The sequence below is a fragment of the Vibrio sp. SCP2 genome, assembly GCF_059295395.1.
In genome coordinates this window covers 1488101-1508030 of record NZ_JCAFVV010000001.1, presented here as the reverse complement: position 1 = coordinate 1508030, position 19930 = coordinate 1488101, and the positions used below count along the sequence as shown (strand labels likewise).

Annotated in this window: 18 protein-coding genes; 10 read left to right on the top strand and 8 right to left on the bottom strand. The window is 45.2% G+C overall.

Going from position 1 to position 19930, the window contains the following annotated elements; all coding sequences use genetic code 11:
• Window positions 1-48 precede the first annotated feature (48 nt).
• Window positions 49-960 (top strand): siderophore ABC transporter substrate-binding protein, encoded by a 912-nt coding sequence (locus AC5O63_RS07220; protein ID WP_494504439.1) that lies wholly within the window; start codon window positions 49-51, stop codon window positions 958-960.
• 9 nt (window positions 961-969) lie between these two features.
• Window positions 970-2271 carry an NtaA/DmoA family FMN-dependent monooxygenase gene (locus AC5O63_RS07215; RefSeq protein WP_494504438.1) on the top strand — a complete coding sequence of 434 codons (1302 nt, stop codon included), beginning with the start codon at window positions 970-972 and terminating at the stop codon, window positions 2269-2271.
• Window positions 2272-2294: 23 nt separating this feature from the next.
• Here AC5O63_RS07215 and viaA read toward each other — a convergent pair whose 3' ends face one another.
• The gene (gene viaA / locus AC5O63_RS07210; RefSeq protein WP_494504437.1) at window positions 2295-3740 is read right to left on the bottom strand and encodes an ATPase RavA stimulator ViaA; all 1446 of its coding nucleotides are present in this window, start codon (window positions 3738-3740) and stop codon (window positions 2295-2297) included.
• Between the two features lie 9 nt (window positions 3741-3749).
• A complete protein-coding gene (locus AC5O63_RS07205) occupies window positions 3750-5417 on the bottom strand; it encodes an ATPase RavA domain-containing protein (protein ID WP_004745657.1) in 1668 nt (555 codons plus the stop codon).
• Window positions 5418-5691: 274 nt separating this feature from the next.
• Here AC5O63_RS07205 and AC5O63_RS07200 point away from each other — a divergent pair, with 274 nt between their 5' ends.
• The 4 genes from AC5O63_RS07200 to AC5O63_RS07185 all read left to right on the top strand — a co-directional run bounded on the left by AC5O63_RS07200 (window position 5692) and on the right by AC5O63_RS07185 (window position 9650).
• A complete protein-coding gene (locus AC5O63_RS07200; RefSeq protein ID WP_239824689.1) occupies window positions 5692-6216 on the top strand; it encodes an NUDIX hydrolase in 525 nt (174 codons plus the stop codon).
• Window positions 6217-6227: 11 nt separating this feature from the next.
• Entirely contained in the window at window positions 6228-7235 is a 1008-nt protein-coding gene (ltaE, locus tag AC5O63_RS07195; protein WP_486795751.1) for a low-specificity L-threonine aldolase, read from the top strand.
• A gap of 68 nt (window positions 7236-7303) precedes the next feature.
• Window positions 7304-7612 (top strand): c-type cytochrome, encoded by a 309-nt coding sequence (locus AC5O63_RS07190; protein WP_004745654.1) that lies wholly within the window; start codon window positions 7304-7306, stop codon window positions 7610-7612.
• Between the two features lie 175 nt (window positions 7613-7787).
• Window positions 7788-9650, top strand: coding sequence for a 5'-nucleotidase C-terminal domain-containing protein (locus AC5O63_RS07185; protein WP_494504436.1), 1863 nt, complete (start codon window positions 7788-7790; stop codon window positions 9648-9650).
• Window positions 9651-9716: 66 nt separating this feature from the next.
• Here the strand turns inward: AC5O63_RS07185 and ppiC are convergent, their stop codons facing one another.
• On the bottom strand, window positions 9717-9995 hold the full coding sequence (gene ppiC / locus AC5O63_RS07180; RefSeq protein WP_004745652.1) for a peptidylprolyl isomerase PpiC: 279 nt from the start codon (window positions 9993-9995) through the stop codon (window positions 9717-9719).
• Between the two features lie 194 nt (window positions 9996-10189).
• On the opposite strand from ppiC, the gene AC5O63_RS07175 reads away from it, so the two are divergent.
• Together AC5O63_RS07175 and AC5O63_RS07170 are read left to right on the top strand one after the other, a co-directional pair.
• Complete coding sequence (locus tag AC5O63_RS07175; RefSeq protein WP_494504435.1) at window positions 10190-11125, top strand: chemotaxis protein; 936 nt, start codon at window positions 10190-10192, stop codon at window positions 11123-11125.
• Between the two features lie 195 nt (window positions 11126-11320).
• Complete coding sequence (locus AC5O63_RS07170) at window positions 11321-12337, top strand: GGDEF domain-containing protein (RefSeq protein WP_494504434.1); 1017 nt, start codon at window positions 11321-11323, stop codon at window positions 12335-12337.
• 52 nt (window positions 12338-12389) lie between these two features.
• Here the strand turns inward: AC5O63_RS07170 and AC5O63_RS07165 are convergent, their stop codons facing one another.
• Window positions 12390-13322 (bottom strand): exopolyphosphatase, encoded by a 933-nt coding sequence (locus tag AC5O63_RS07165; protein WP_494504433.1) that lies wholly within the window; start codon window positions 13320-13322, stop codon window positions 12390-12392.
• Window positions 13323-13515: 193 nt separating this feature from the next.
• On the opposite strand from AC5O63_RS07165, the gene AC5O63_RS07160 reads away from it, so the two are divergent.
• Window positions 13516-13767 carry a putative hemolysin gene (locus AC5O63_RS07160; protein ID WP_004745648.1) on the top strand — a complete coding sequence of 84 codons (252 nt, stop codon included), beginning with the start codon at window positions 13516-13518 and terminating at the stop codon, window positions 13765-13767.
• Window positions 13768-13828: 61 nt separating this feature from the next.
• Here AC5O63_RS07160 and AC5O63_RS07155 read toward each other — a convergent pair whose 3' ends face one another.
• On the bottom strand, window positions 13829-14665 hold the full coding sequence (locus tag AC5O63_RS07155; protein WP_494504432.1) for a YdcF family protein: 837 nt from the start codon (window positions 14663-14665) through the stop codon (window positions 13829-13831).
• A 189-nt stretch (window positions 14666-14854) separates the two neighbouring features.
• Here AC5O63_RS07155 and AC5O63_RS07150 point away from each other — a divergent pair, with 189 nt between their 5' ends.
• Window positions 14855-16225, top strand: coding sequence for an L-serine ammonia-lyase (locus AC5O63_RS07150; protein ID WP_239852927.1), 1371 nt, complete (start codon window positions 14855-14857; stop codon window positions 16223-16225).
• A 13-nt stretch (window positions 16226-16238) separates the two neighbouring features.
• On the opposite strand, the gene AC5O63_RS07145 is transcribed toward AC5O63_RS07150, so the two are convergent.
• The 3 genes from AC5O63_RS07145 to AC5O63_RS07135 form a co-directional block, all read right to left on the bottom strand.
• On the bottom strand, window positions 16239-17141 hold the full coding sequence (locus tag AC5O63_RS07145) for a LysR substrate-binding domain-containing protein (protein WP_494504586.1): 903 nt from the start codon (window positions 17139-17141) through the stop codon (window positions 16239-16241).
• Between the two features lie 71 nt (window positions 17142-17212).
• Window positions 17213-18616 (bottom strand): FAD-dependent oxidoreductase, encoded by a 1404-nt coding sequence (locus AC5O63_RS07140; protein ID WP_494504431.1) that lies wholly within the window; start codon window positions 18614-18616, stop codon window positions 17213-17215.
• Window positions 18617-18773: 157 nt separating this feature from the next.
• Window positions 18774-19898, bottom strand: coding sequence for a M14 family metallopeptidase (locus AC5O63_RS07135; protein ID WP_486787778.1), 1125 nt, complete (start codon window positions 19896-19898; stop codon window positions 18774-18776).
• Window positions 19899-19930: the final 32 nt, after the last annotated feature.

Genomic DNA, 19930 nt, shown 5'->3' with positions numbered 1-19930 from the left:
TTTTCAGAGACTTATTCCGATTGGTATTACACAAGGACGAATATGTACATGATTAACAGATTCTTAGGTTTACTGGTCTTGGCTATAGTCTCTGCTTCGGTTCACGCCAAACAGGTAACTATCAATCACGATTTAGGACAAACGACCGTACAATACAACCCTGAACGCGTTGTTGCTATTGGCGTTGGCATCATCGATATGCTCGACCATTTTGGTATCGAGCCTGTTGCCACTTCACAAGACTATTTACCCGACTACCTGAATAAATATACCAATCCGCCTTATCATTCTGCGGGCACTTTGTTTGAAGCCGATTTTGAAAACATCTACACAGTAAAACCCGATGTCATTCTCATTGGCCCTCGAATCGCTGCAAAATACAAAGAGCTGTCAGAAATCGCGCCGACGATTGTTATCTCTCCGGCAGAAAGCGGGAGCTATTGGCAAAGCACCAAGCAGCAGTGGCGTAACCTAGCGCAACTTTTTGATATTGAGGAGAAAGTTGAATCAGAGATTGCGCTTCTCAACGACGAATTTAAATCCATCAAACAGCACAACACCGCAAACCCTGCAAAAGCGCTAACCGTGATGAGTATCGGAGGCAACATTACCGCGTTTTCTGAAAAATCACGCTTTGCTTCTATCTACGTTGATTTTGGTTTCTTACCCTCTGCAGAAGGCTTAAAACCGAAACGACACGGCGATGCTATTTCGTTCGAGTTTATTAGTCAGAACAACCCAGAATACTTATTTGTCTTTGATTCCGACAAACTACGCAACAAGCTTTCAAGTCGTACGAAAGATGAGTTTAACAACGCGTTAGTCAAAGGCACCAAAGCCTACCAAAATGGTCATATCAAGTTTGTCGATATGGATGCTTGGTATCTCTCATTGGGTGGTGTGACCGCGACAAGGCGTATGATTAGCGACGTTGAAGACGTTTTGCATGAGAGTCACTAGGAGCTAGCAATGAAAGACTCTCACGAAATCTGTATCGGCATGGCTCTGGCGATGAGTTGGCTAACTCGTTCAGCATGGAGACGCCAAGACAGCGGCGTCGAACACATTTTCGACATTGATCAATATATCGCTCTCGCCCAACGAGCTGAGCGAGCCAAACTCGATTTTATGTTCTCTCCAGATACCCTGTTTCTCGCCAAAGAAGCCGTGGAGTATGAAGCGGGGTTTTCTGGCTTCGACCCTACCCCTCTGATTGCTTCTGTGGCAAGTCATACCGATAAAATTGGTCTTGTCTCTACTATCTCAACCACATTTACCCCGCCCTATATCGCCGCAAGGCAACTGCAATCACTGAGTTGCTTGAGCCAAGGTCGCGCAGGCTGGAACATAGTCACGGCACTTGGAGGAAACGAAAACTTTGGATTGGGTGAGATGCCGACGTCGCAGGAGCGCTATCATAAAGCGTCTGAATTTGTCGACGTTGTGACTAAGCTATGGCAAAGCTATCCTTACGAATCCGTCAAAGCTAACAAAAAGACAGGCCAGTTCGCAGACTTAGCCTATATCGACAACATCGATCACCATGGTGAACATTTTGATGTGCAAGGCCCGCTGAATATTCCAAGTCATCCAACAGGTCGTATGCCATTTTTCCAAGCAGGTGCCTCAGATTCGGGGCGCGATTTCGCCGCCAGAGTCGCAGATGTAATGTTTGCCGCCACCCCAGATATCGAAGCGGGGTTGGAACTAAAGCAAGACTTGGCTAAACGCTGTATTGCCCATGGTCGCCAACCACACCAACTCAAGGTATTACCCGGCGTTGCCCTCTACTTAGCAGATAGCAAGGAAGAGGCTTACCAGCTGTTTGAGTCTGCTCATAAAGATATTGATAAAGCGAGATACTTTAGCTATCTGAAGAAAAATCTAGGTATCGACTTTTCCACTACCGACCTCGATCAAGTGATCTACTATGAGATGCTTCCAAAAGGGTTTACTGCTGCTAGTCAAACACATGCTAATCTACTGACCCGTTACATAAAGCGTGAGTCTCCTACCCTCAAGACGCTACTTTCTCGCCCCGAAGTCATTGGGGCTTCACATTGGCTTATTGTCGGGACGGTAGAAGAGGCGTTTAATGAAATAGTGGAGAGAATTAAACTCGGTGCTGCCGACGGGATAATTGCGGTGCCTGCTGGCTCCATTCATAGTGTAGATCTGTTCTTTGACCACTTGATTCCCAAACTGCAGTCACAGGGATGGTTCAAGTCAGAGTACAAGGGCAATACTTTGGCGGAGCATATACAGAGCTAAGAAAAGTAAGAGATGGTAGCGCGCTACCATTTCTTCATTAGGCGTCCGACTAGGTTAGGATGATACGCCCAGCTATGGTCGAACATGGCCATCAACTCTGGGTTACCATACTTAGACAAGCTAATGGCATGAAAACGGTTCTTACGCGCTTTTAGCTCATCTACTTTTGCAATCATCTCATCTGACTGCTTAGGTGCAATAAAGTCAGAAATCACTACTAGATCCGCATTCTTGTATTTATCACCACACATTAAGTCGATCGACTTCATGATCACGGGGCCAATGTCTGTTCCACCGTGGAAGTTGTAGCTTAAGAAATCACTCGCTTCACGCAACCCGTCTTGTTTAGTTAACTCATAGGTAATCTGTTCGGTAGAGAACAGCATAACGTAACAATCACGGTCTTCAGCCAAAGCAATTTGCATTAACGCGTAAGCCATTGCCTTTGCACATTGCTCAGGAAACCCCGTCATAGAGCCAGAGGCATCGACACAAATAATGAAAGGCCCTTTTTCAACCTCTGCGTCTTTGTTATCAGGTTGCTGCGCACGAACCTTACGTAACGTTCTTGATTTGCCCTGCATACGATAGTTCATCAAGCGCTTATCGACGAGGTGTTTATAGAACACCACTTCAAGTTCAGGGTATGCCAAAAACATGGTTTCGTTTGGTAGTAGCTTGTTAAGGTCGTCGCTTTCGTGAATACCGACAATATCGTCGGTCGCTTCATCGGCCTTCTCTTCCACCATTTGCGGCTCTTCAACAGGAGCGCGATTAAGATCAGGATCGTTTACTTGGCTCGCCATTCGACCGAGCTTTTCACTGATCTCTTGCAGCCCTTTGTTTTTCTTTAAGAACTCCGCATGGCGCTTCATAACCGTCAGATCGGACTGACTCAATTTCGCTGAAGCCATATCCCACAGACGACCAACACTGCCTTCGTCACCTTCTTCTGTCACTCTATCCATGCTCTTCATGGTTTCCATACGCTGATAGAGATCTTTAAGAAGCTTTTCTTTGTTGGCTTCAAGCTCAGAAACCTGCGCTTGTCGAATCGCGTCAGAGAGGCTCTGATACCATTGGTCACAGAAGTAATGCGGGAACATCGGGTTACTCAGCCCTTTGTTCTTTTCAAGCAGTCGACGCGCTTGTAGGTAAAAAGCAGAGTGCCACTCTAGTTTTTTTAGAACTTCAGGAATTTCTTCGAAGAATCGCGATTCATCCCAGTGGATCACCTCTTGATACAGAGCGAGCTCTTGCTGAAAACGCTCTGTTTCACACACCTTGGTGATACGCTTTTTCACACTGCCGCGCCATTTAAGCAGATGGTTTTTCACCGAGGTTTTTACCCCTCGGTTTTCTGCCATCGCCATCACTTGCGAGCGAGCCATTAAGTCATTCACTGCTGTGTCAATGATTCCTGATTCAGCAATGGCTAGCGCTAAGTTTAAACCGTCTGCTCCTAACATACTGGCCCCTTAAGAGAAGAACTCGTCTAAATGCTTAAAGCGGAAAACCGTACGTTCACATTCAGTTTTCGTTGATTCCAACACATGCTGAAGATTCTGCAAACTCGCTTCCATCGCTCTCGGCAGTTCTTGCTCAATGAAGCCGTGCGGTAAGGCGCCGTGGAAATCAGAGCGAACTTTACGCAAGTGATGCTCAGCAAGTTCTAGCTGCGCCATTGCTTGCTCTGATTTGGTAAACCACTCTTGGAATAGTGACGCGTCTAAACCTTTGTCAGTCACGATAGACACCAACACACCACGATTAGCAATATCTTTGATCACGAGATTGTTGGCAGCATCGACATCGAACCTAAAGCGGCACATGTTGGTGTTTTGGTTAACGTAACCATAGACGTCACCATGTCCCTCTTTGATGACACGCTCCAACTCATTTTTAGGAACGTACACCCAGCGGCTATCGCCCTTCTCAGATTCAGTGACAGACATATTGCTTTGCAGCAGGACAAGTTTCACAAGATCAAAGGTGCTGCCGACCTTGTAGCTTTTCGCATCTGAAATGTCGTAACTATTGATCTGCTGCTTTTTCAAAAGCCCCGTCGTAGACTCCATCGACAGCATCACACTCAGTTCAGATTCCAGTTCATCCTGAATATCACTTAACTCTTCACGGCAGAGAGTGATTTGCTGCTCTACATCTTGCTGATCAAACGCATGATTGAGAGCAAACTGCTTAATCACACTACGAACCACGTCACGTGACTCTGGACTGTTCCACAAGCAATCTTGCAGTAACAAAAGATCAAGCGGGTTGATGGAGTCACGACCATTAAAATAGGCGCTTGCTTTTAACAGCTTCACAGCTTTCTTCCAACGACGGTCAGAGACATACATATCGCTGTCTTCTGCTTCGACACCACTGGCTGCCGTGGCAGCGCTCTCTAGCAGACTCTTCAACTCGTACAACTTTTCAAAGACTGCATCAGACAATTCAAGTTGTTCGATTTCAGATTGCCACTGATGGTACTCTTCATCCGTAATCGCCAAGCCTTCTGGTATCTTGGCTTCTTGCGCAGTACCCACCGTCAGCATAGACTTGAAGTTCTGCTTATTTTGAATTCGGTTGACGAACACACGCACCAACATGCGGTCATACAAGGCTTCTAGGCCACTATCTTCATCTGGCAGTTCGTTCGATGCAGAGACCAGCAGCCTCATTGGTACACGCTCAATATCGCTACCGTTTTTAAACGTCTTTTCGTTAACAACCGTTAACAACGTATTAAGAATTGCTGGACCTGCTTTCCAGATCTCATCAAGAAAAACCACTTGCGCCGTTGGCAAATAGCCCTCTGTTAAACGTACGTAGCGACCATTATCTTTGAGTTCTTGAATACTAAGCGGACCAAACACTTCTTCTGGAGTAGAGAAGCGGGTCATTAAGTATTCAAAGTAAGAGGAGTTATCAAAAGCTTGGATAAGGCGCTTTGCAATAAGACTTTTTGCGATCCCCGGAGGACCTAATAAGAAAACACTTTCACCCGCCAAAGCTGCGAGCAAACAAAGTTTGATGGTTTCTTCGCGCTCATAGACACCGTCAGATAAGGCTTGCGCCAATTTATTGATTCGTTCTGAGAGCAACGCTTTTTGTGAGTGAGACACTCGATTTGGGCTAATCATTTCGCGCTCTCCTAAGGTTAACCTGATGGCATGTATGTATAATTTTATACATTTGTTATCACTCTGTTACAAGTGTAATTTGAAGTTTGGACAAATCTTTATATCAGATGCAGTTTTTGCGTAACTCGTTGAAAACAATGTTTGCACTTTTGAGAGTTCTATCACCTATAGCGTATGGGATTTTGTGAGGTATCGACGAGAATGCGCTTTATCTACGGGGAATGAGGCTGTAAGGTAACTCCTGTCTTAAGCTAGGACTAACAATAAGAATCAAATGGAAAACACAACTAAGACGATCCATTCATGGAAACGCATCTCTCTCGTCGAAGAATCAATCCTCCTACCCAACGGTAAAAAAATCGCGCATACGACGATATCTCACCCTGGTGCTGCGGTGATTTTACCCATTGATGAAAATGGTCACATCATTGTGATCAATCAATACCGCCCATCTCTTAAGAAGTGGTTATTGGAATTACCTGCGGGAACGTTGGAGTCAGACGAACCGATTGAGCTCTGCGCGCACCGAGAGCTTGAAGAAGAGACTGGTTACAGTGCTAAAAGCATGGTATCTCTAGGACAAGTAACGCCTCTTGCGGGTTTTTGTGACGAAATCCAATATCTGTTCGTTGCAAAACAGTTAACCCAAACCAAACGTTACCAATGCGATGAAGATGAAGTCATCGACGTACTCTCATTATCAGTAGAACAACTCGAACAAAAAATCATTGATGGTGAGATCACCGATGCGAAAACTATCGCGTGTTTAAGCAAAGCAAAGCTGTGTGGATATATATAGGAGACAAGATTATGGATTTTCGTTCAGATACGGTAACTAAGCCTACCGAGGCAATGCGCAAAGCAATGGCCGAAGCACTTGTAGGCGATGATGTGTATGGTGACGACCCAACCGTAAACGAACTAGAGCAATGGGCAGCCGAGCGACACGGATTTGAAGCGGCGCTCTTTACCACCTCTGGCACTCAAGCCAACTTACTCGGTCTTATGGCTCACTGTGAACGCGGCGATGAATATCTATGTGGTCAACAAGCCCACAACTATAAGTACGAGGCAGGAGGCGCTGCGGTGTTAGGCTCTATCCAGCCTCAACCGATTGAAAACAACCCAGATGGCACGTTAGATTTTGCGAAACTCAAAGCCGCCATTAAGCCAGATGATTCACACTTTGCCCGCACTAAGTTATTAAGCTTAGAAAACACTATTAATGGCAAGGTGCTACCACTCTCCTACTTGGCAGAAGCAAGAGAATTCGTCAATCAACATAACTTGTCACTTCACCTTGATGGCGCTCGCGTTTACAACGCCGCCGTCGCGCTTGATGTAGACGTCAAAGAAATTGCTCAGCACTTCGATTCGATGACAATTTGTTTATCAAAAGGCTTGTGTGCGCCTATCGGCTCTCTCCTTCTTGGTAGCAAAGCCTTTATCGCCAAAGCTCGCAGACTACGTAAGATGGTAGGTGGCGGTATGCGCCAAGCTGGTATTTTGGCAGCAGCGGGCAAACTGGCATTGACTGAACAAGTCACTCAACTGAATGTTGACCATCAAAACGCCAAGAAGTTAGCCCTAGGACTAAGCGAATTAGACGGATTCCATGTCAACCCTAATTTTGTTCAAACTAATATCGTCTTTGCTAAATTGGATGACAGTATCCAAATCAACAAGATTGCGGAACAGTTAGCTGAGGATGGAATCACTGTGTCACCGGGTAACCCGATTCGTTTCGTGACTCACAAAGACGTTTCAAGCGCTGATATCGACCTATTACTGAGTAAACTTGCGCAATACATCAAATAATCTCACTTGAGCTTCCCCCTAGGGGAAGCTTTACTCTTTTGCGTAGTCATATTGTTCGAGATGTATCTATGAAACGCACCCTTCTGCTGCTATTAGCTCTCCCTTCTGTCGCATTAGCAAACAACGATTTCGGCAATCCTGAACTTGGAAAAGTCAAAGCACCAAGTTGCGTGTTTTGCCATGGTTCTGATGGCATTGCACCCAACCCTGCTTATCCGCATCTAAAAGGCCAAAATGCCCAATATCTGTATCAATCCATGAAAGATTATCAAGATGGACATCGGTCAGGCGCGTTAGCAGATATGATGAAAGCGCAACTTTCTCGCCTCAACGACCAAGATCTTAAAGATATTGCCGCCTATTTTGCTAGTCAGTAGTACAAGTTATAAAGTCGAACAATGATGAACATCACGATTATTGATACGTTATAACATTACCAAACGATATCATTCGCATTATTGCATGCAAGATAAGATGTATTTCATATAAATCCTATAATCGTAAGCCGAAGATCAAGTTTTCTTCTCATGCACTCATTTATAGGGACGAACAATGAAATATAGCCCATTGGCACTAGCCTTCCTGTCAGCAGTGGTTGCTTCAGGGTGTACAACACAAACTTCGAATGAAACGCCATTCGACCTAACGATTTTACATATCAACGATCATCACTCTCATTTAGAGCCTTCCACGCAGAAACTCAAACTAGCGGGTCAATCGACTTACACTGAAGTGGGTGGATTTCCGGCACTGATCACCGCGCTAAATCAGCGTACAGAAGCAAACGAGAACGTATTAAAGCTTCATGCTGGTGACGCTATCTCAGGTACGCTTTATTACGCACTATTTAAAGGTGAAGCGGATGCGGCGATGATGAATCACGCTTGCTTTGATGCTTTTGCACTTGGTAACCATGAATTTGATGATGGTGATGCAGGTTTAGCACAATTCTTAGATTGGATGAATGAAGGTGAGTGCTCAAAAGAGACAGAAGTACTTGCTGCTAACGTGATTCCTAAGCAAGGCGTTTCTCCTCTCGCAATGAATTCTGCCAACGATTACTTTAAGCCATACACGGTAAAACAATATGGTGAGCATCAGATTGGTATCGTCGGTATTGATATTGCAGACAAGACCATGAACTCATCGAACCCAGACGAAACCACACAGTTCTTGAATGAAGTTGAAACGGCGCAAAAGTACATCGACGAGCTAGTTGCTAAAGGGGTGTCGAATATCGTTTTATTGACCCACTACCAATACTCGAACGACCTTCAGCTTGCTAAGGCTCTTACTGATGTAGACGTCATCATCGGCGGTGACTCACATACCCTACTGGGCGATTTCGCTGCTGTCGGCTTAAAAAGTGAAGGGGCTTACCCAACACTAATGAAGAACAAAGATGGCGATCAAGTATGTGTCGCTCAAGCTTGGCAATATTCACAAATCCTAGGTGAGCTATCGGTTTCATTTGATGGCAAAGGCAAGGTAGCAGCTTGTAACGGCACGCCACATCTATTGATCGGTTCCGAGTTCAAACGCAAAGACGAAAATGGTAAAAAGCAGACACTTGAAGGTGCTGAATTGGCCGCAGTGTTGGCTGATGTAGAAGCACAACCTAACCTTATTCAAGTTAAACCAGACGCGGCAACACAACAGACCTTATCCGCGTTTACGCAAAAGCTTGATGTAATGAAGGATCAAGAGATTGCACAATCTTCTGAGCTACTGTGTTACGAGCGTGTTCCTGGTCAGCAAAAACACAATGGTGCAGACGGCTGCGATACACATACTAACCTTCACGGCTCTCAAGTGGCCGACCTTGTCGCGCAAGCGTTCTTAGCCCAAACCAAACGCGCCGATGTTGCGATTCAAAACGGCGGTGGCGCACGTGCAAACATTCCTCAAGGTATGTTCACCGTAGCGGGAGCAACAAAAGTGCTGCCATTTAGCAACACCATGGTAAACCTACAAATGACAGGAGCAGAAGTTAAGAAGGTACTTAACCAAGCCGTAGACAAAGCTTACGCAGAGTACGTTGAGAACAGCGCTAAAGGCTCAGATGGTGCCTACCCTTACGCTGCGGGTATTCGATATGATGTCGACTTTAACCGACCACAAGGGCAGCGCGTTCACAATGTAGAGGTCAAAGCTAAAGGAGATGGCAGTTGGTCTAAATTGAGCGACGACAGAGAGCTGATTGTCGTGACCAATGATTACATCGCAGGTGGTAAAGATGGCTACATTGCCTTTGGTGAAGTCTCGGCTGATAAGTCGAAATACGAAAACACGTTAAAGCTCTACACAGAGACCTTTATCGACTACGTCCGTGACCTAGCAGCGAACGGTAAGAAGATTGAAGCTGTTGCTGAGCAAGACCGCAGCACTCAAACATTCACTCCAAAAGCGAACTAAGCGCAAACAAAATGGCCAAGGTAAATACCTTGGCCATTTTTCAATCTTTAAATCAGCACAATCTGATTAGGTACGATAAAGCACTTTAACCACATGCCAACCAAACTTAGTTTTCACTAAATGAGGAACCAGTGTTTCGCCAGAGAAGCAAACTTTGTCGAACTGTGGAACCATCTGACCTTTGCGAAACTCACCTAAGTCACCACCCTTTTTGCCCGATGGGCACGTTGAGTACTTCTTGGCGAGAGTTTGAAATTTAGCGCCTTTCTTAAGCTGCTTAATAATATCTTCCGCTTGCTCTTTATGCTTTACCAGAATGTGCAGAGCTGCTGCTGTGTTAGCCATGTTGGTGCCTCTAAAAATGACTGAGTTTGCGCGGATTGTACCCGATTAAAGTGAGATCTTCACCCAAGCCTTTAACTTAGTAAATGACGAATGACTATCTTATCGGCGTTTAGAAACAAATTTGATTTGCATCCATTGATCATCGGGGTAAATCCGTTACCATTTATAAAAATAGTCGCACAAACGAGAAACCCATGGCAAAACCAGTTAGTAAAGCAAATCAGTCGCAAGGCATGCTGATGTTTACTTTGACCAACAGTAAACAGTTGTTCGCTATTGGTACTCTAAAAGTTAGAGAAATTGTGCCATTTCAACCGACGACGCAAATCCCCTACTCACACCACCATGTGATTGGAACCGTCACAATTCGTGATAAGACCATCCCAGTAATTAATATGCCTGCTGCGATTGGCTTTCGTCCAATTCAGCCTGAAGAGTACGACTCGTGCTACCTAATCGTTACAGACTGCTTACGTACTGTGGTTGCTTTTATGGTGCGCTCAATTGAAAAGATCATCGAGTGTGATTGGAAGTCGATCGAATCTGCGCCTAAAAGTGCAGGATCAAACGTGTTCGTTACCGGTATTACTCGCTTTGAAGAGCAAATCGTTCAGATGTTGGATGTCGAGTTGCTGCTATCAAAAATTTATCCGCAGTATGAATCAACTAACATTCCAATGCTTACCGATATTGAGCGCGAAAGACTTAAAGCGCTGAATATCTTACTGGTGGATGACTCTTCTATCGCCCGTAAGCAACTTTCGGATGCCCTAGACAGCATCAATATCTCTTATCAGATATGTAACAATGGCTTAGACGCGCTTGAATTGATGCGTAGCGAAGCGTCAGCCAACCATCCTGTTGATTTGTTAGTCAGCGATATAGAGATGCCCGGCTTAGATGGCTATGAGCTCGCGTTCGAGACTCAAAACGATCCTGAGCTAAAAAACAGCTACGTCATTCTGCATACTTCACTTTCTAGTGAGATTTGTGTTGACCGGGCACAACAAGTAGGTGCCCATGAAGCACTAGAAAAATTTAATGCGGGTGATTTGATCCAAGCTATGCTACGTGGAGCCGGCAAGCTAGAATCGGGAAATGTTCGAGAAGAAATGCCTGAAGGTGTCTGATTAACATCAACTTTTATGTTGTCGCACCTGCTTAAAGCTGATTGAATGTTTCACTTACAAATGTCAGCATATAATTATGATAAAGTTCATACTAATAATGAATAACTCACTCTAAAGTGATACTGAACAAACATCTAGATTAGAAATCCGCTACTCTTAATGTACAAGGTGTCGAGAAAAGAATATTCCTAAGAAATGACAGACGACGACTTCAAGAAATCGACGGCTAACCTTAAAAAAGCTGTCCCGCTAATGATGAAAAATCACGTAGCCGCCACACCGGCTAACTACGCTTTGTGGTACACCTACGTGGATAACGCGATTCCTCAGCTCAACCGTGAGTTAGATAGTGTCGTGGAAAATTATGGTATTTGCCCACCTGCTGCCGGCGAACAACTCTACAACAACTATGTCGCAAGCCGTTCTGAGACCGATATGATGGAGCTACGCTCCAATATAGAAATATTGGTCAATGAAGTCGCTAGCTCAATGACGGACACTCTGACAGACACATCTCAATTCTCTAAGCTTATCGACAAGAGCTTTGACAATCTAGAACGTGTCGAGGGCGAGGCTGTTTCGATGGACGAAGTGATGACTGTCGTACGTCAACTTGTCGCTGAATCCAGAGAGATCAGGCATTCAACTCGCTTTCTCAATAATCAGCTAGAAACGGCAACCAAAGAGATCAACCTACTCAAGACTCAACTCGCTGAAGTACAACAAGACGCACTATTTGATGCACTCACGAGCTTGTACAATCGCCGAGCATTCGATAACGATATCAGTACATTAACCCGCTCTGAACAGAAGATGTGTTTGATTCTTGCTGACATTGACCACTTCAAGTCGTTTAACGATACCTACGGTCACTTGTTCGGCGATACGGTAATCAAAGGCATTGCGCGCAGACTTCAGTTAAGTTGCCGCGAAGGGATACAAGCTTATCGATTTGGTGGCGAAGAGTTTGCTCTGATTGTGCCAAATAAAACGCTACGTATTGCCCGCCAGTTTGGGGAGAGCTTGCGACGAGCAGTAGAGAAGCTCTCAATTAAAGATCGCCGTACCGCACAACAGGTTGGAAACATTACTATCTCGATGGGGGTTGCTGAGCTGCAGCCGGGTGAATCTGCCGAGTCTCTCATCGAACGAGCTGACAAGCTTCTTTATGAAGCAAAAGAACTCGGAAGAAATCGCGTGATGCCTATATAGGCTAATGAGATTGATAAAAAGGCCCTTAGCACAGTGCTAGGGCCCTTTAGTTTTAACCATCGTTAGTGATTGCACTGATTAGCTCTTTTTGAACCACTTCTGCTTTATCGTTGTCAATCTGACAAGTGCCAGCCGCCTTGTGCCCACCACCACCATACTTAAGCATTAACTCGCCGACATTGGTCTTAGAGCTGCGATCAAAAATCGACTTCCCGGTAGCAAACACCGTGTTTTGTTTTTGGAAACCCCACATTTTATGGATAGAGATATTACATTGGGGGTATAACGCATAGATGATAAATCGATTGCCAGCGTATATGACCTCTTCTTCGGTTAAATCGAGAAAGATGAGGTTGTCGTACACCGTCGCACAACGCTGGATCTGCTCCTTGAACAAATTTTCATGCTCTCGATACAAATCAATACGTTCTTTGACATCAGGAAGATCGAGCAACTCATCAATTGAATGATTTTTGCAATACTCAATCAAATCCATCATCAACGCATAATTGGAAATGCGAAACTCTCGAAAGCGGCCAAGGCCAGTTCGCGCATCCATCAGGAAATTCAATAGATTCCAACCCGTCGAATCCAGAACTTCATCTCGATTAAACTGAGCCGAGTCACCCTTATCGACCGCCTCCATCATATCTTCCCATTCAGCTGGAAAAACTTCTCTCCCCCCATAGTGCTCCCAAACCACCCGAGCCGCAGAAGGGGCATCTGGGTCGATAATATGATTTTCATACCTTTCTGGATTGCGCAATAACTCTGATAGGTGGTGATCAAATACAAGATGCGCCTGCTTCACATAAGGCAAGTTAGTTACAATATCATTGGAGGTTATCTCAATGACACCATCTTGCATGTCTTTTGGGTGAACGAACTTAATGTCGTCGATAAGATCCAATTGCTTTAACAGTACTGCACACACTAGACCATCAAAGTCGCTTCGCGTAACAAGTCGATATTTTTGCTCCGACATCTGGCACTTCCTATGCTTCGTCTTTTTATTAAAGGATACGTAATACGAACGTACTAGGCTGCTACCTATAGCTTTGTTGTATAACTCCTTTTAATTTTAGACATCACTAACCTTTTAACAAACTCTAGACAGAGTTTTTCGTTCCTTGCTCTATACTCGATATGCTACTAATTGATTCAATATAGGTTTTATTATGAAGAAAACGTGTTTTGCTCTAGTTGCTGCCAGTGTTGCCGTTCTAGCAGGTTGTGCCAATGAGCCTGATGAATATGAAGTAAAAGAATACACTTCAATGGCTAATCCAGCCGCAGTGTATTGTGTGCAGCAAGGTGGTGAACTTGAGACAGTGACCGAGAATGAAGAACGTGTCACATACTGCCAACTACCAAATGGCGAACGCGTTGAAGAGTGGGATTACTACCGCCAAAACCATAAAGAGCAATAGACTGGCTCAGCGGGGAAAGAGAGACATTCTGTCGCCCTCTTTCCTCGTAATCCATAGCGCCTCAGAGCTTTGACATACCTTGCCGCTCTGGATCGTATTGTCGATTGAGGCTAGTTAAGCATTGGTCCAATATTCGTAGCTGCTCTATCACTTCCACTGGTGTTACTGACGGACTTGTCTTCTCCACAGCATTTTCGATCAGTGCTAAGGTTTTCACCTCATTGTACTCAGACAAAAGTTGTTTAAGCTCTTGAATTGCCGCCGTCGCGATTTGATAAGGCTGTCGCCTGACTTGCTCTAAAGATCTGGAAAATGTCTCGCTCTTCACTCCCTCTAAATAGACCCTATAAGTCGTGATCTCATCCAAACGTAAGAATATTTGCCCCAACGAATTATTGTGTGGATACGGCACACAAACATGTGCTTCTAAAGACATAGGAATATTGAGCTTTAAGCCACTCTCTGCGCTGCGACTTTTCAACGTACGAAGTAGACCCTGCTCATCCATCAAGGTCTGTATTTCGAATATCCTTTTCAGATGATAATCATTAGAGACAAACTGGACATTCACTTCCTGCCCACTCTTACATAACTGACTTGCAATCAATTTATCTGCGGCATTTTGAATGTTCTCGATAGTGTTAGTGGATGTGTCTTCAAGAATAATGTTCGGAGGCAGTTCACCTTCATAGCAAAGCTTAAAGTAATCAAACATAGCCTGAGCTTCGGTTTGCGTTTGCCCATCCGTCGCCCCACCACAGAATATAATCGCGCTCTGCTCAAGCTGAAGGCTTTGGATGGTTGTCGTTAATGCTTCTACCCTTGTTCTGCCCTCAAGTGTTAGCGCATTGTTGAATAGGCGCTTACCTAGGACGAGCACCACATTAATAATGTTCATTATTTATCCATGTCTCAATTATTCCTACTGAGTTACACATAAACTGTACAAGCATTCACTTTGTCGTTAGCTTATCAGAGGTTAATATTTTGTTAACATCCCGCATGCAAGACGTTATCTCCACTTGCGTGCCATACTTGTAAATAAAAGAGCCTGAAACACAGGCCACTACAACAGGAAGTAAAGTATATGCTGTCGATATTTGATATTTTCAAAGTGGGGGTTGGGCCTTCAAGCTCTCATACCAACGGGCCGATGCTCGCAGGTTATCATTTTACGCGCCTTCTCGCTTCATCCATAACCAAAGTCAGCCGTGTCCAAGTCGATCTTTATGGTTCTCTGTCACTGACAGGTAAAGGACACCACACAGACAGAGCAGTGATCTTAGGATTGCTAGGCAACAAGCCCGACACAATTAAAATGGCCAGTGCCAAACAAGCGCTTGCCACTACTATACAGGAAGGTCATCTGATCCTTGCGGGTGCTCACACCATCGATTTTAGCTATGAGAGCGATATCTTATTCCATAGTGATAACCTTCCTCTGCATGAAAATGGCATGACGATTACTGCCTATGACTCACTCGGCAATCAGTTAGCTTTTGAAACCTACTACTCTATTGGCGGTGGATTTATTGCTACAGCCAAAGAGCTCGAAGAAGGTGGTAACGCCAACAGCGTCGATGTTCCATTCCCATTTACAAGCGCAGACGAGATGCTAGAAATGGCCGAAACAAACGGTCTTAGCCTCGGCGGTATGATTTTAAAGAATGAAGTAAACTTTTTTAACGAAGATGAAATCACACGCAAGGCAGAGCAAATCTGGAAAGTGATGTCTTTGTGTATGCAGCGTGGCTTCGAGACCGAGGGCATCTTAGAAGGTGGTCTTAACGTCACAAGGCGCGCGCCTAACTTACTTAAAAAGTTGGAAGCGAATGCTGCGGTTGAAAACGATCCAATGGAAATCATGGATTGGATCAACCTATTCGCTTTCGCTGTCAGTGAAGAGAACGCTGCCGGTGGACAAGTGGTGACCTCCCCGACCAACGGTGCAGCCGGCGTTATTCCTGCGGTACTCATGTATTACCACCGTTTTATCAAAGAGCTTGATACAAAACAGCTGAAAGACTTCCTTGCTGTTGCAGGTGCCATTGGCATTTTGTACAAGACCAATGCTTCAATCTCTGGTGCAGAAGTTGGCTGTCAGGGTGAAGTGGGTGTCTCGTCATCAATGGCAGCAGCAGGCTTAACCGCGCTTCGTGGTGGTAGCAACGAGCAAATCTGTATTGCGGCAGAAATTGCGATGGAGCATTCTCTTGGCATGACGTGTGATCCAATCGGTGGGCTCGTTCAAGTTCCCTGTATCGAGCGTAATGCAATGGGTGCGATGAAAGCGATCAATGCTTCACGAATGGCGCTTAAGCGTACCAGTAAGTGTCTTATCTCGCTCGATAAAGTCATCGCGACCATGTATCAAACCGGTAAAGACATGAATAAGAAGTATCGAGAAACTTCTTTAGGAGGCCTAGCGGTTATCCATATGGCTCCACCTTGCGAGTAAGCGGCGTAAGCTACTAATTAAAACTGTGCCTTAACCAATCGAAAAACTCGACAGCCATTGAGTTAGATGGGTTATGGCACAGAATATAGTGGCTCGTTTCACAAGGGACCTTCCACTCTCCAACTTTTATCAGCTCGCCCTGCTTTAGTTGATCTTCGACTAACACATCTTTGACCAACAAAATACCCAAGCCGCATACCGCCGCTTCCACCGCAAGAAGTGAGTGGTCAAAATGGAGCTTTGGTTTCACCCAGTCATCGCAATAGCCGACTTGATTAAACCAGTAGGTCCAATTTTCTCTATACCCCGAGGTTGTGATCTTTTCAGCCTCAGCAATATCAGTTAACTCCATCACTCCGAGTTGCTTTAAGTGACTCGGAGAAACGACTAGAACCCAATGCTCATCAGTGAGCCGCTCTGTTAGTTGGCTCTCTTTCGGTAACATGCCATTGATGATTTCAACATCAGCGGTTTGGCTGGTATTTGGGTAAGGATTGGATGTGGTGGCAATCTTAAGTTCTAAATCTGGGTTAAGACGCTTAAACTCAGAAAGTCTCGGAATAAGCCACTGATGACAGAAGCTTTGCGCAACATTAAGTGTGAGTAAGTTCCGTCTCTTGCGCTCAAAGAGCTGCTCTGTTCCAACTGAGAGTGAGTCAAACATCTGTGTTAAAAGAGGCAGGTAATATTGCGCATCATCCGTTAGTGTCAGCTTAGAGCCACTGCGTTCGAATAAGGTTGCCTCTAAGTAGTGTTCAAGCTGCTTGACCTGTTGGCTCACCGCAGCGCGAGTGACATTCAATTCTTCAGCGGCCTTGGTCAGACTTTGTAGCCTAGCGGCAGACTCAAACGCCTTCAACGCATTGAGTGGCGGTAAAAATCGGTGCGAGTGTTGTGTGGGGGCGTTATGAGACATAGAGCAAGAGGCAATGATGAGCGCTTTAATTAGACAAGCGCCCATCTTGCCAACAAAATATGACAGTGGCGTTAAGTCACCTTGTCTGCTTTACCTGCTGCACCTGCAAACTTAGCTAACCATTTATCTAGCAGGTTTGGTTTCTCTTCTCTGTCTTCGGCGTCTTCTTTCCTGCGCACCGCATTTCTCACCATCATAGCTCCCAACCAACGGATCGGCTCTGGCGGAAAGTGACCTAATGGACCTTGTGCTAAGCCACATTGAGACCAAACATCTTTTCGTTCTAACACCAGAGAGGTAAGAATCTTGGCACCTACTCGGGTTTGAGCAACCCCATTACCGGAGTAACCGAAGCCATAGAATATGTTCTTCTGCCCGTCTAAGTTGCCAAAGAAAGGTAAGCCTGTCACAGAGCGATCAGAGCCCCCTGTCCAGCTATAGGCAAACTTAGACTGATTAAGCTCGGGAAACAGATTAGTAAAAGAGCGCGAAAGCAAATCGACATATTGGCTTTGTTTGTTAAACATAGGATCAACGCGATTAGCAAACGAGAACTGATTGCCCCCTTTCCCTAGCATTAAACGTCCGTCTCGGGTATCTCGGTAATAGTGAACAAAAATCCGAGAATCGACGACAGCAGCCCCCTTTTTCAATCCACTTTGTTCTAGCTGCTTTTCAATCGGGTCGGTGATCACCATATCTGATGAGACGACAACAATACTGCGCTTGAATTGCTTAAAATGCTCTACCATCCAAGCATTTAAGCCCAACACGACCTTATCTGCGTAGATCTTTCCTTGCGGGGTATGCACAACCGCAGGCTCACCGAAATCAATCTTCTCCATCGCATTGTTTTCGTATACCTTGATTCCAAGCTCAATCGCTACACGACGTAAACCGCGCACGAGCAATGCCGGTTGCACACTGCCAGCAGCAGGAGAGAAATACCCTTCAAGGTGTTGCTTCGAGCCAGATGATGAACGGAGTTCTTGTTCTGAACAGACATTCCAACTATTGCAAGCGAGTTGCTCCAATTGCTCAACGACAGGCTTCATTTGCCCCTGTTGGGCAGAGTTAGTCGCGGTATAGTAAGTGCCGCTGCGATAAAGGTGCGCATCGATATTGTGCTCAAGACAGAATTGCTCAATGTCATACACAGCCTGCTCTGATTCTTCCACCAGCCATTTAGCCTGTTCCTCACCAAACAGGCGCTTGAGCGTTGGGTACTTGGTTGACCAAGTCAACATACAGCCACCATTGGCACCAGAAGCGCCACTGCCACATAACCCTTTATCTATGACTACGATATCAAGCTGAGGTTGTTGCTGTTTGAGCATAATAGCAACCCAAAGCCCTGTATAACCTCCTCCAACGATCGCCACATCGGCTGAAATGTCCGTAGTGAGAGTTTGAGTATCGAGCGGCTGCTCCATTTCTAGCGCTTGTTTGAACCAATAAGATAGATGAGATGACATGTTCATTTCCTTCATTTTGTCTCTGAAGAAAATGTATCGCGCCTTGATCCAGACGCACAGCGAGGATTTGTTACGCTGAGCGTAAGCTTTACTAACGCAAAAGGCGCGGTATTCACCGCGCCTTTATCCTAGAGTCTTTTGAGCTAATTTGAGTGAATTAAATCTTATCGACCATAGCAAAGGTTGCCGTCAGCATATCGTGACCAAACTTAACGCTACGCTCTGGTGACCAACCGTAAAGCGGGTCTGGGTAGTCGTTATTATCTTTAAATGGCATCTCAACGGTGTATGACAAACACTTGAACTGCTCGCCCACCCAGTTAGAACCAACGGTCAAGTTCGCCTTACCCGGTTCATCTTTATCGTAACCATGCTCGTCTTGGAATTCTGGCGTCACCGTATGAAGCACTTGTTTAAATGCCGTTTCTAGCTTTGCTAAACGCTCATCATAAGATGGAATACCTTCAGAACCTGCAACAAAGTTGAAAGGAATCGCTTCGTCACCGTGGATATCTAAGAACATATCAACACCCGTTTCTAGCATGCGCTCTCGCACCAAATAGACTTCCGGGCTGCGTTCCATTGATGGAGACTGCCATTCACGGTTTAGATTCACGCCAATCGCATTGCAGCGCAGATGACCGCGAATCGCGCCATCTGGGTTCATGTTTGGCACAACATAAAGCACTGCATTTTCGAGCACTGCACGAGCCGTAGTATCGTCTTCATCCAACAGACGCTGAATAAAACCTTCCATAAACCACTCTGCCATTGTTTCACCTGGGTGCTGGCGAGCGATTAACCAGATCTTCTTCTTACCTTCTTCTGGCTCACCAAACGTTAGTAGGCTCATATCATTACCATCTAACGTGCTACCCAGTGTTTCAAGTTGACAGTGATGAGCACTCTGCGCCATGTGAAGCAAATCAAGGTGACGATCATACGTATAAGGAGCAAAGTAAGCGAAATAGATAGAACCACGCTCAGGGATAACGTTGAATGTTAACGTATCACCATCAAACTCTGCTGGAATACGGAACCACTCTTCACGGTCGTAAGATGCAACAACGTCATAACCGCTCCAACCTTCTGGGTAGGCCGAGTTTTTTAGATCTAGCAATTGAATAGTATGAGATTGCTCTGCTTGAGTCTCTAGGCGAAAGTGAAACCATTGATAAAACTCTGACTGATTGTCATTGGGAATCTTGAGTTGAATCTGATCTTTGTTCTCGATGCTTACGACTTCGATGCTGCCACTATCGAAATTACTAAAAATCTTCATGCTTACATTCCTTATACATTTACGTAGCAATG

What these genes read in the sequence shown, in the direction of transcription:
- AC5O63_RS07165 (WP_494504433.1), bottom strand. Translation starts at nt 13,322, where the DNA reads ATGTCGGAGCAAAAATATCGACTTGTTACGCGAAGCGACTTTGATGGT.
- AC5O63_RS07190 (WP_004745654.1), top strand. Translation starts at nt 7,304, where the DNA reads ATGAAACGCACCCTTCTGCTGCTATTAGCTCTCCCTTCTGTCGCATTA.
- AC5O63_RS07205 (WP_004745657.1), bottom strand. Translation starts at nt 5,417, where the DNA reads ATGATTAGCCCAAATCGAGTGTCTCACTCACAAAAAGCGTTGCTCTCA.
- ltaE (WP_486795751.1), top strand. Translation starts at nt 6,228, where the DNA reads ATGGATTTTCGTTCAGATACGGTAACTAAGCCTACCGAGGCAATGCGC.
- AC5O63_RS07150 (WP_239852927.1), top strand. Translation starts at nt 14,855, where the DNA reads ATGCTGTCGATATTTGATATTTTCAAAGTGGGGGTTGGGCCTTCAAGC.
- AC5O63_RS07170 (WP_494504434.1), top strand. Translation starts at nt 11,321, where the DNA reads ATGACAGACGACGACTTCAAGAAATCGACGGCTAACCTTAAAAAAGCT.
- ppiC (WP_004745652.1), bottom strand. Translation starts at nt 9,995, where the DNA reads ATGGCTAACACAGCAGCAGCTCTGCACATTCTGGTAAAGCATAAAGAG.
- AC5O63_RS07155 (WP_494504432.1), bottom strand. Translation starts at nt 14,665, where the DNA reads ATGAACATTATTAATGTGGTGCTCGTCCTAGGTAAGCGCCTATTCAAC.
- AC5O63_RS07200 (WP_239824689.1), top strand. Translation starts at nt 5,692, where the DNA reads ATGGAAAACACAACTAAGACGATCCATTCATGGAAACGCATCTCTCTC.
- AC5O63_RS07145 (WP_494504586.1), bottom strand. Translation starts at nt 17,141, where the DNA reads ATGTCTCATAACGCCCCCACACAACACTCGCACCGATTTTTACCGCCA.
- AC5O63_RS07215 (WP_494504438.1), top strand. Translation starts at nt 970, where the DNA reads ATGAAAGACTCTCACGAAATCTGTATCGGCATGGCTCTGGCGATGAGT.
- viaA (WP_494504437.1), bottom strand. Translation starts at nt 3,740, where the DNA reads ATGTTAGGAGCAGACGGTTTAAACTTAGCGCTAGCCATTGCTGAATCA.
- AC5O63_RS07175 (WP_494504435.1), top strand. Translation starts at nt 10,190, where the DNA reads ATGGCAAAACCAGTTAGTAAAGCAAATCAGTCGCAAGGCATGCTGATG.
- AC5O63_RS07160 (WP_004745648.1), top strand. Translation starts at nt 13,516, where the DNA reads ATGAAGAAAACGTGTTTTGCTCTAGTTGCTGCCAGTGTTGCCGTTCTA.
- AC5O63_RS07140 (WP_494504431.1), bottom strand. Translation starts at nt 18,616, where the DNA reads ATGTCATCTCATCTATCTTATTGGTTCAAACAAGCGCTAGAAATGGAG.
- AC5O63_RS07220 (WP_494504439.1), top strand. Translation starts at nt 49, where the DNA reads ATGATTAACAGATTCTTAGGTTTACTGGTCTTGGCTATAGTCTCTGCT.
- AC5O63_RS07135 (WP_486787778.1), bottom strand. Translation starts at nt 19,898, where the DNA reads ATGAAGATTTTTAGTAATTTCGATAGTGGCAGCATCGAAGTCGTAAGC.
- AC5O63_RS07185 (WP_494504436.1), top strand. Translation starts at nt 7,788, where the DNA reads ATGAAATATAGCCCATTGGCACTAGCCTTCCTGTCAGCAGTGGTTGCT.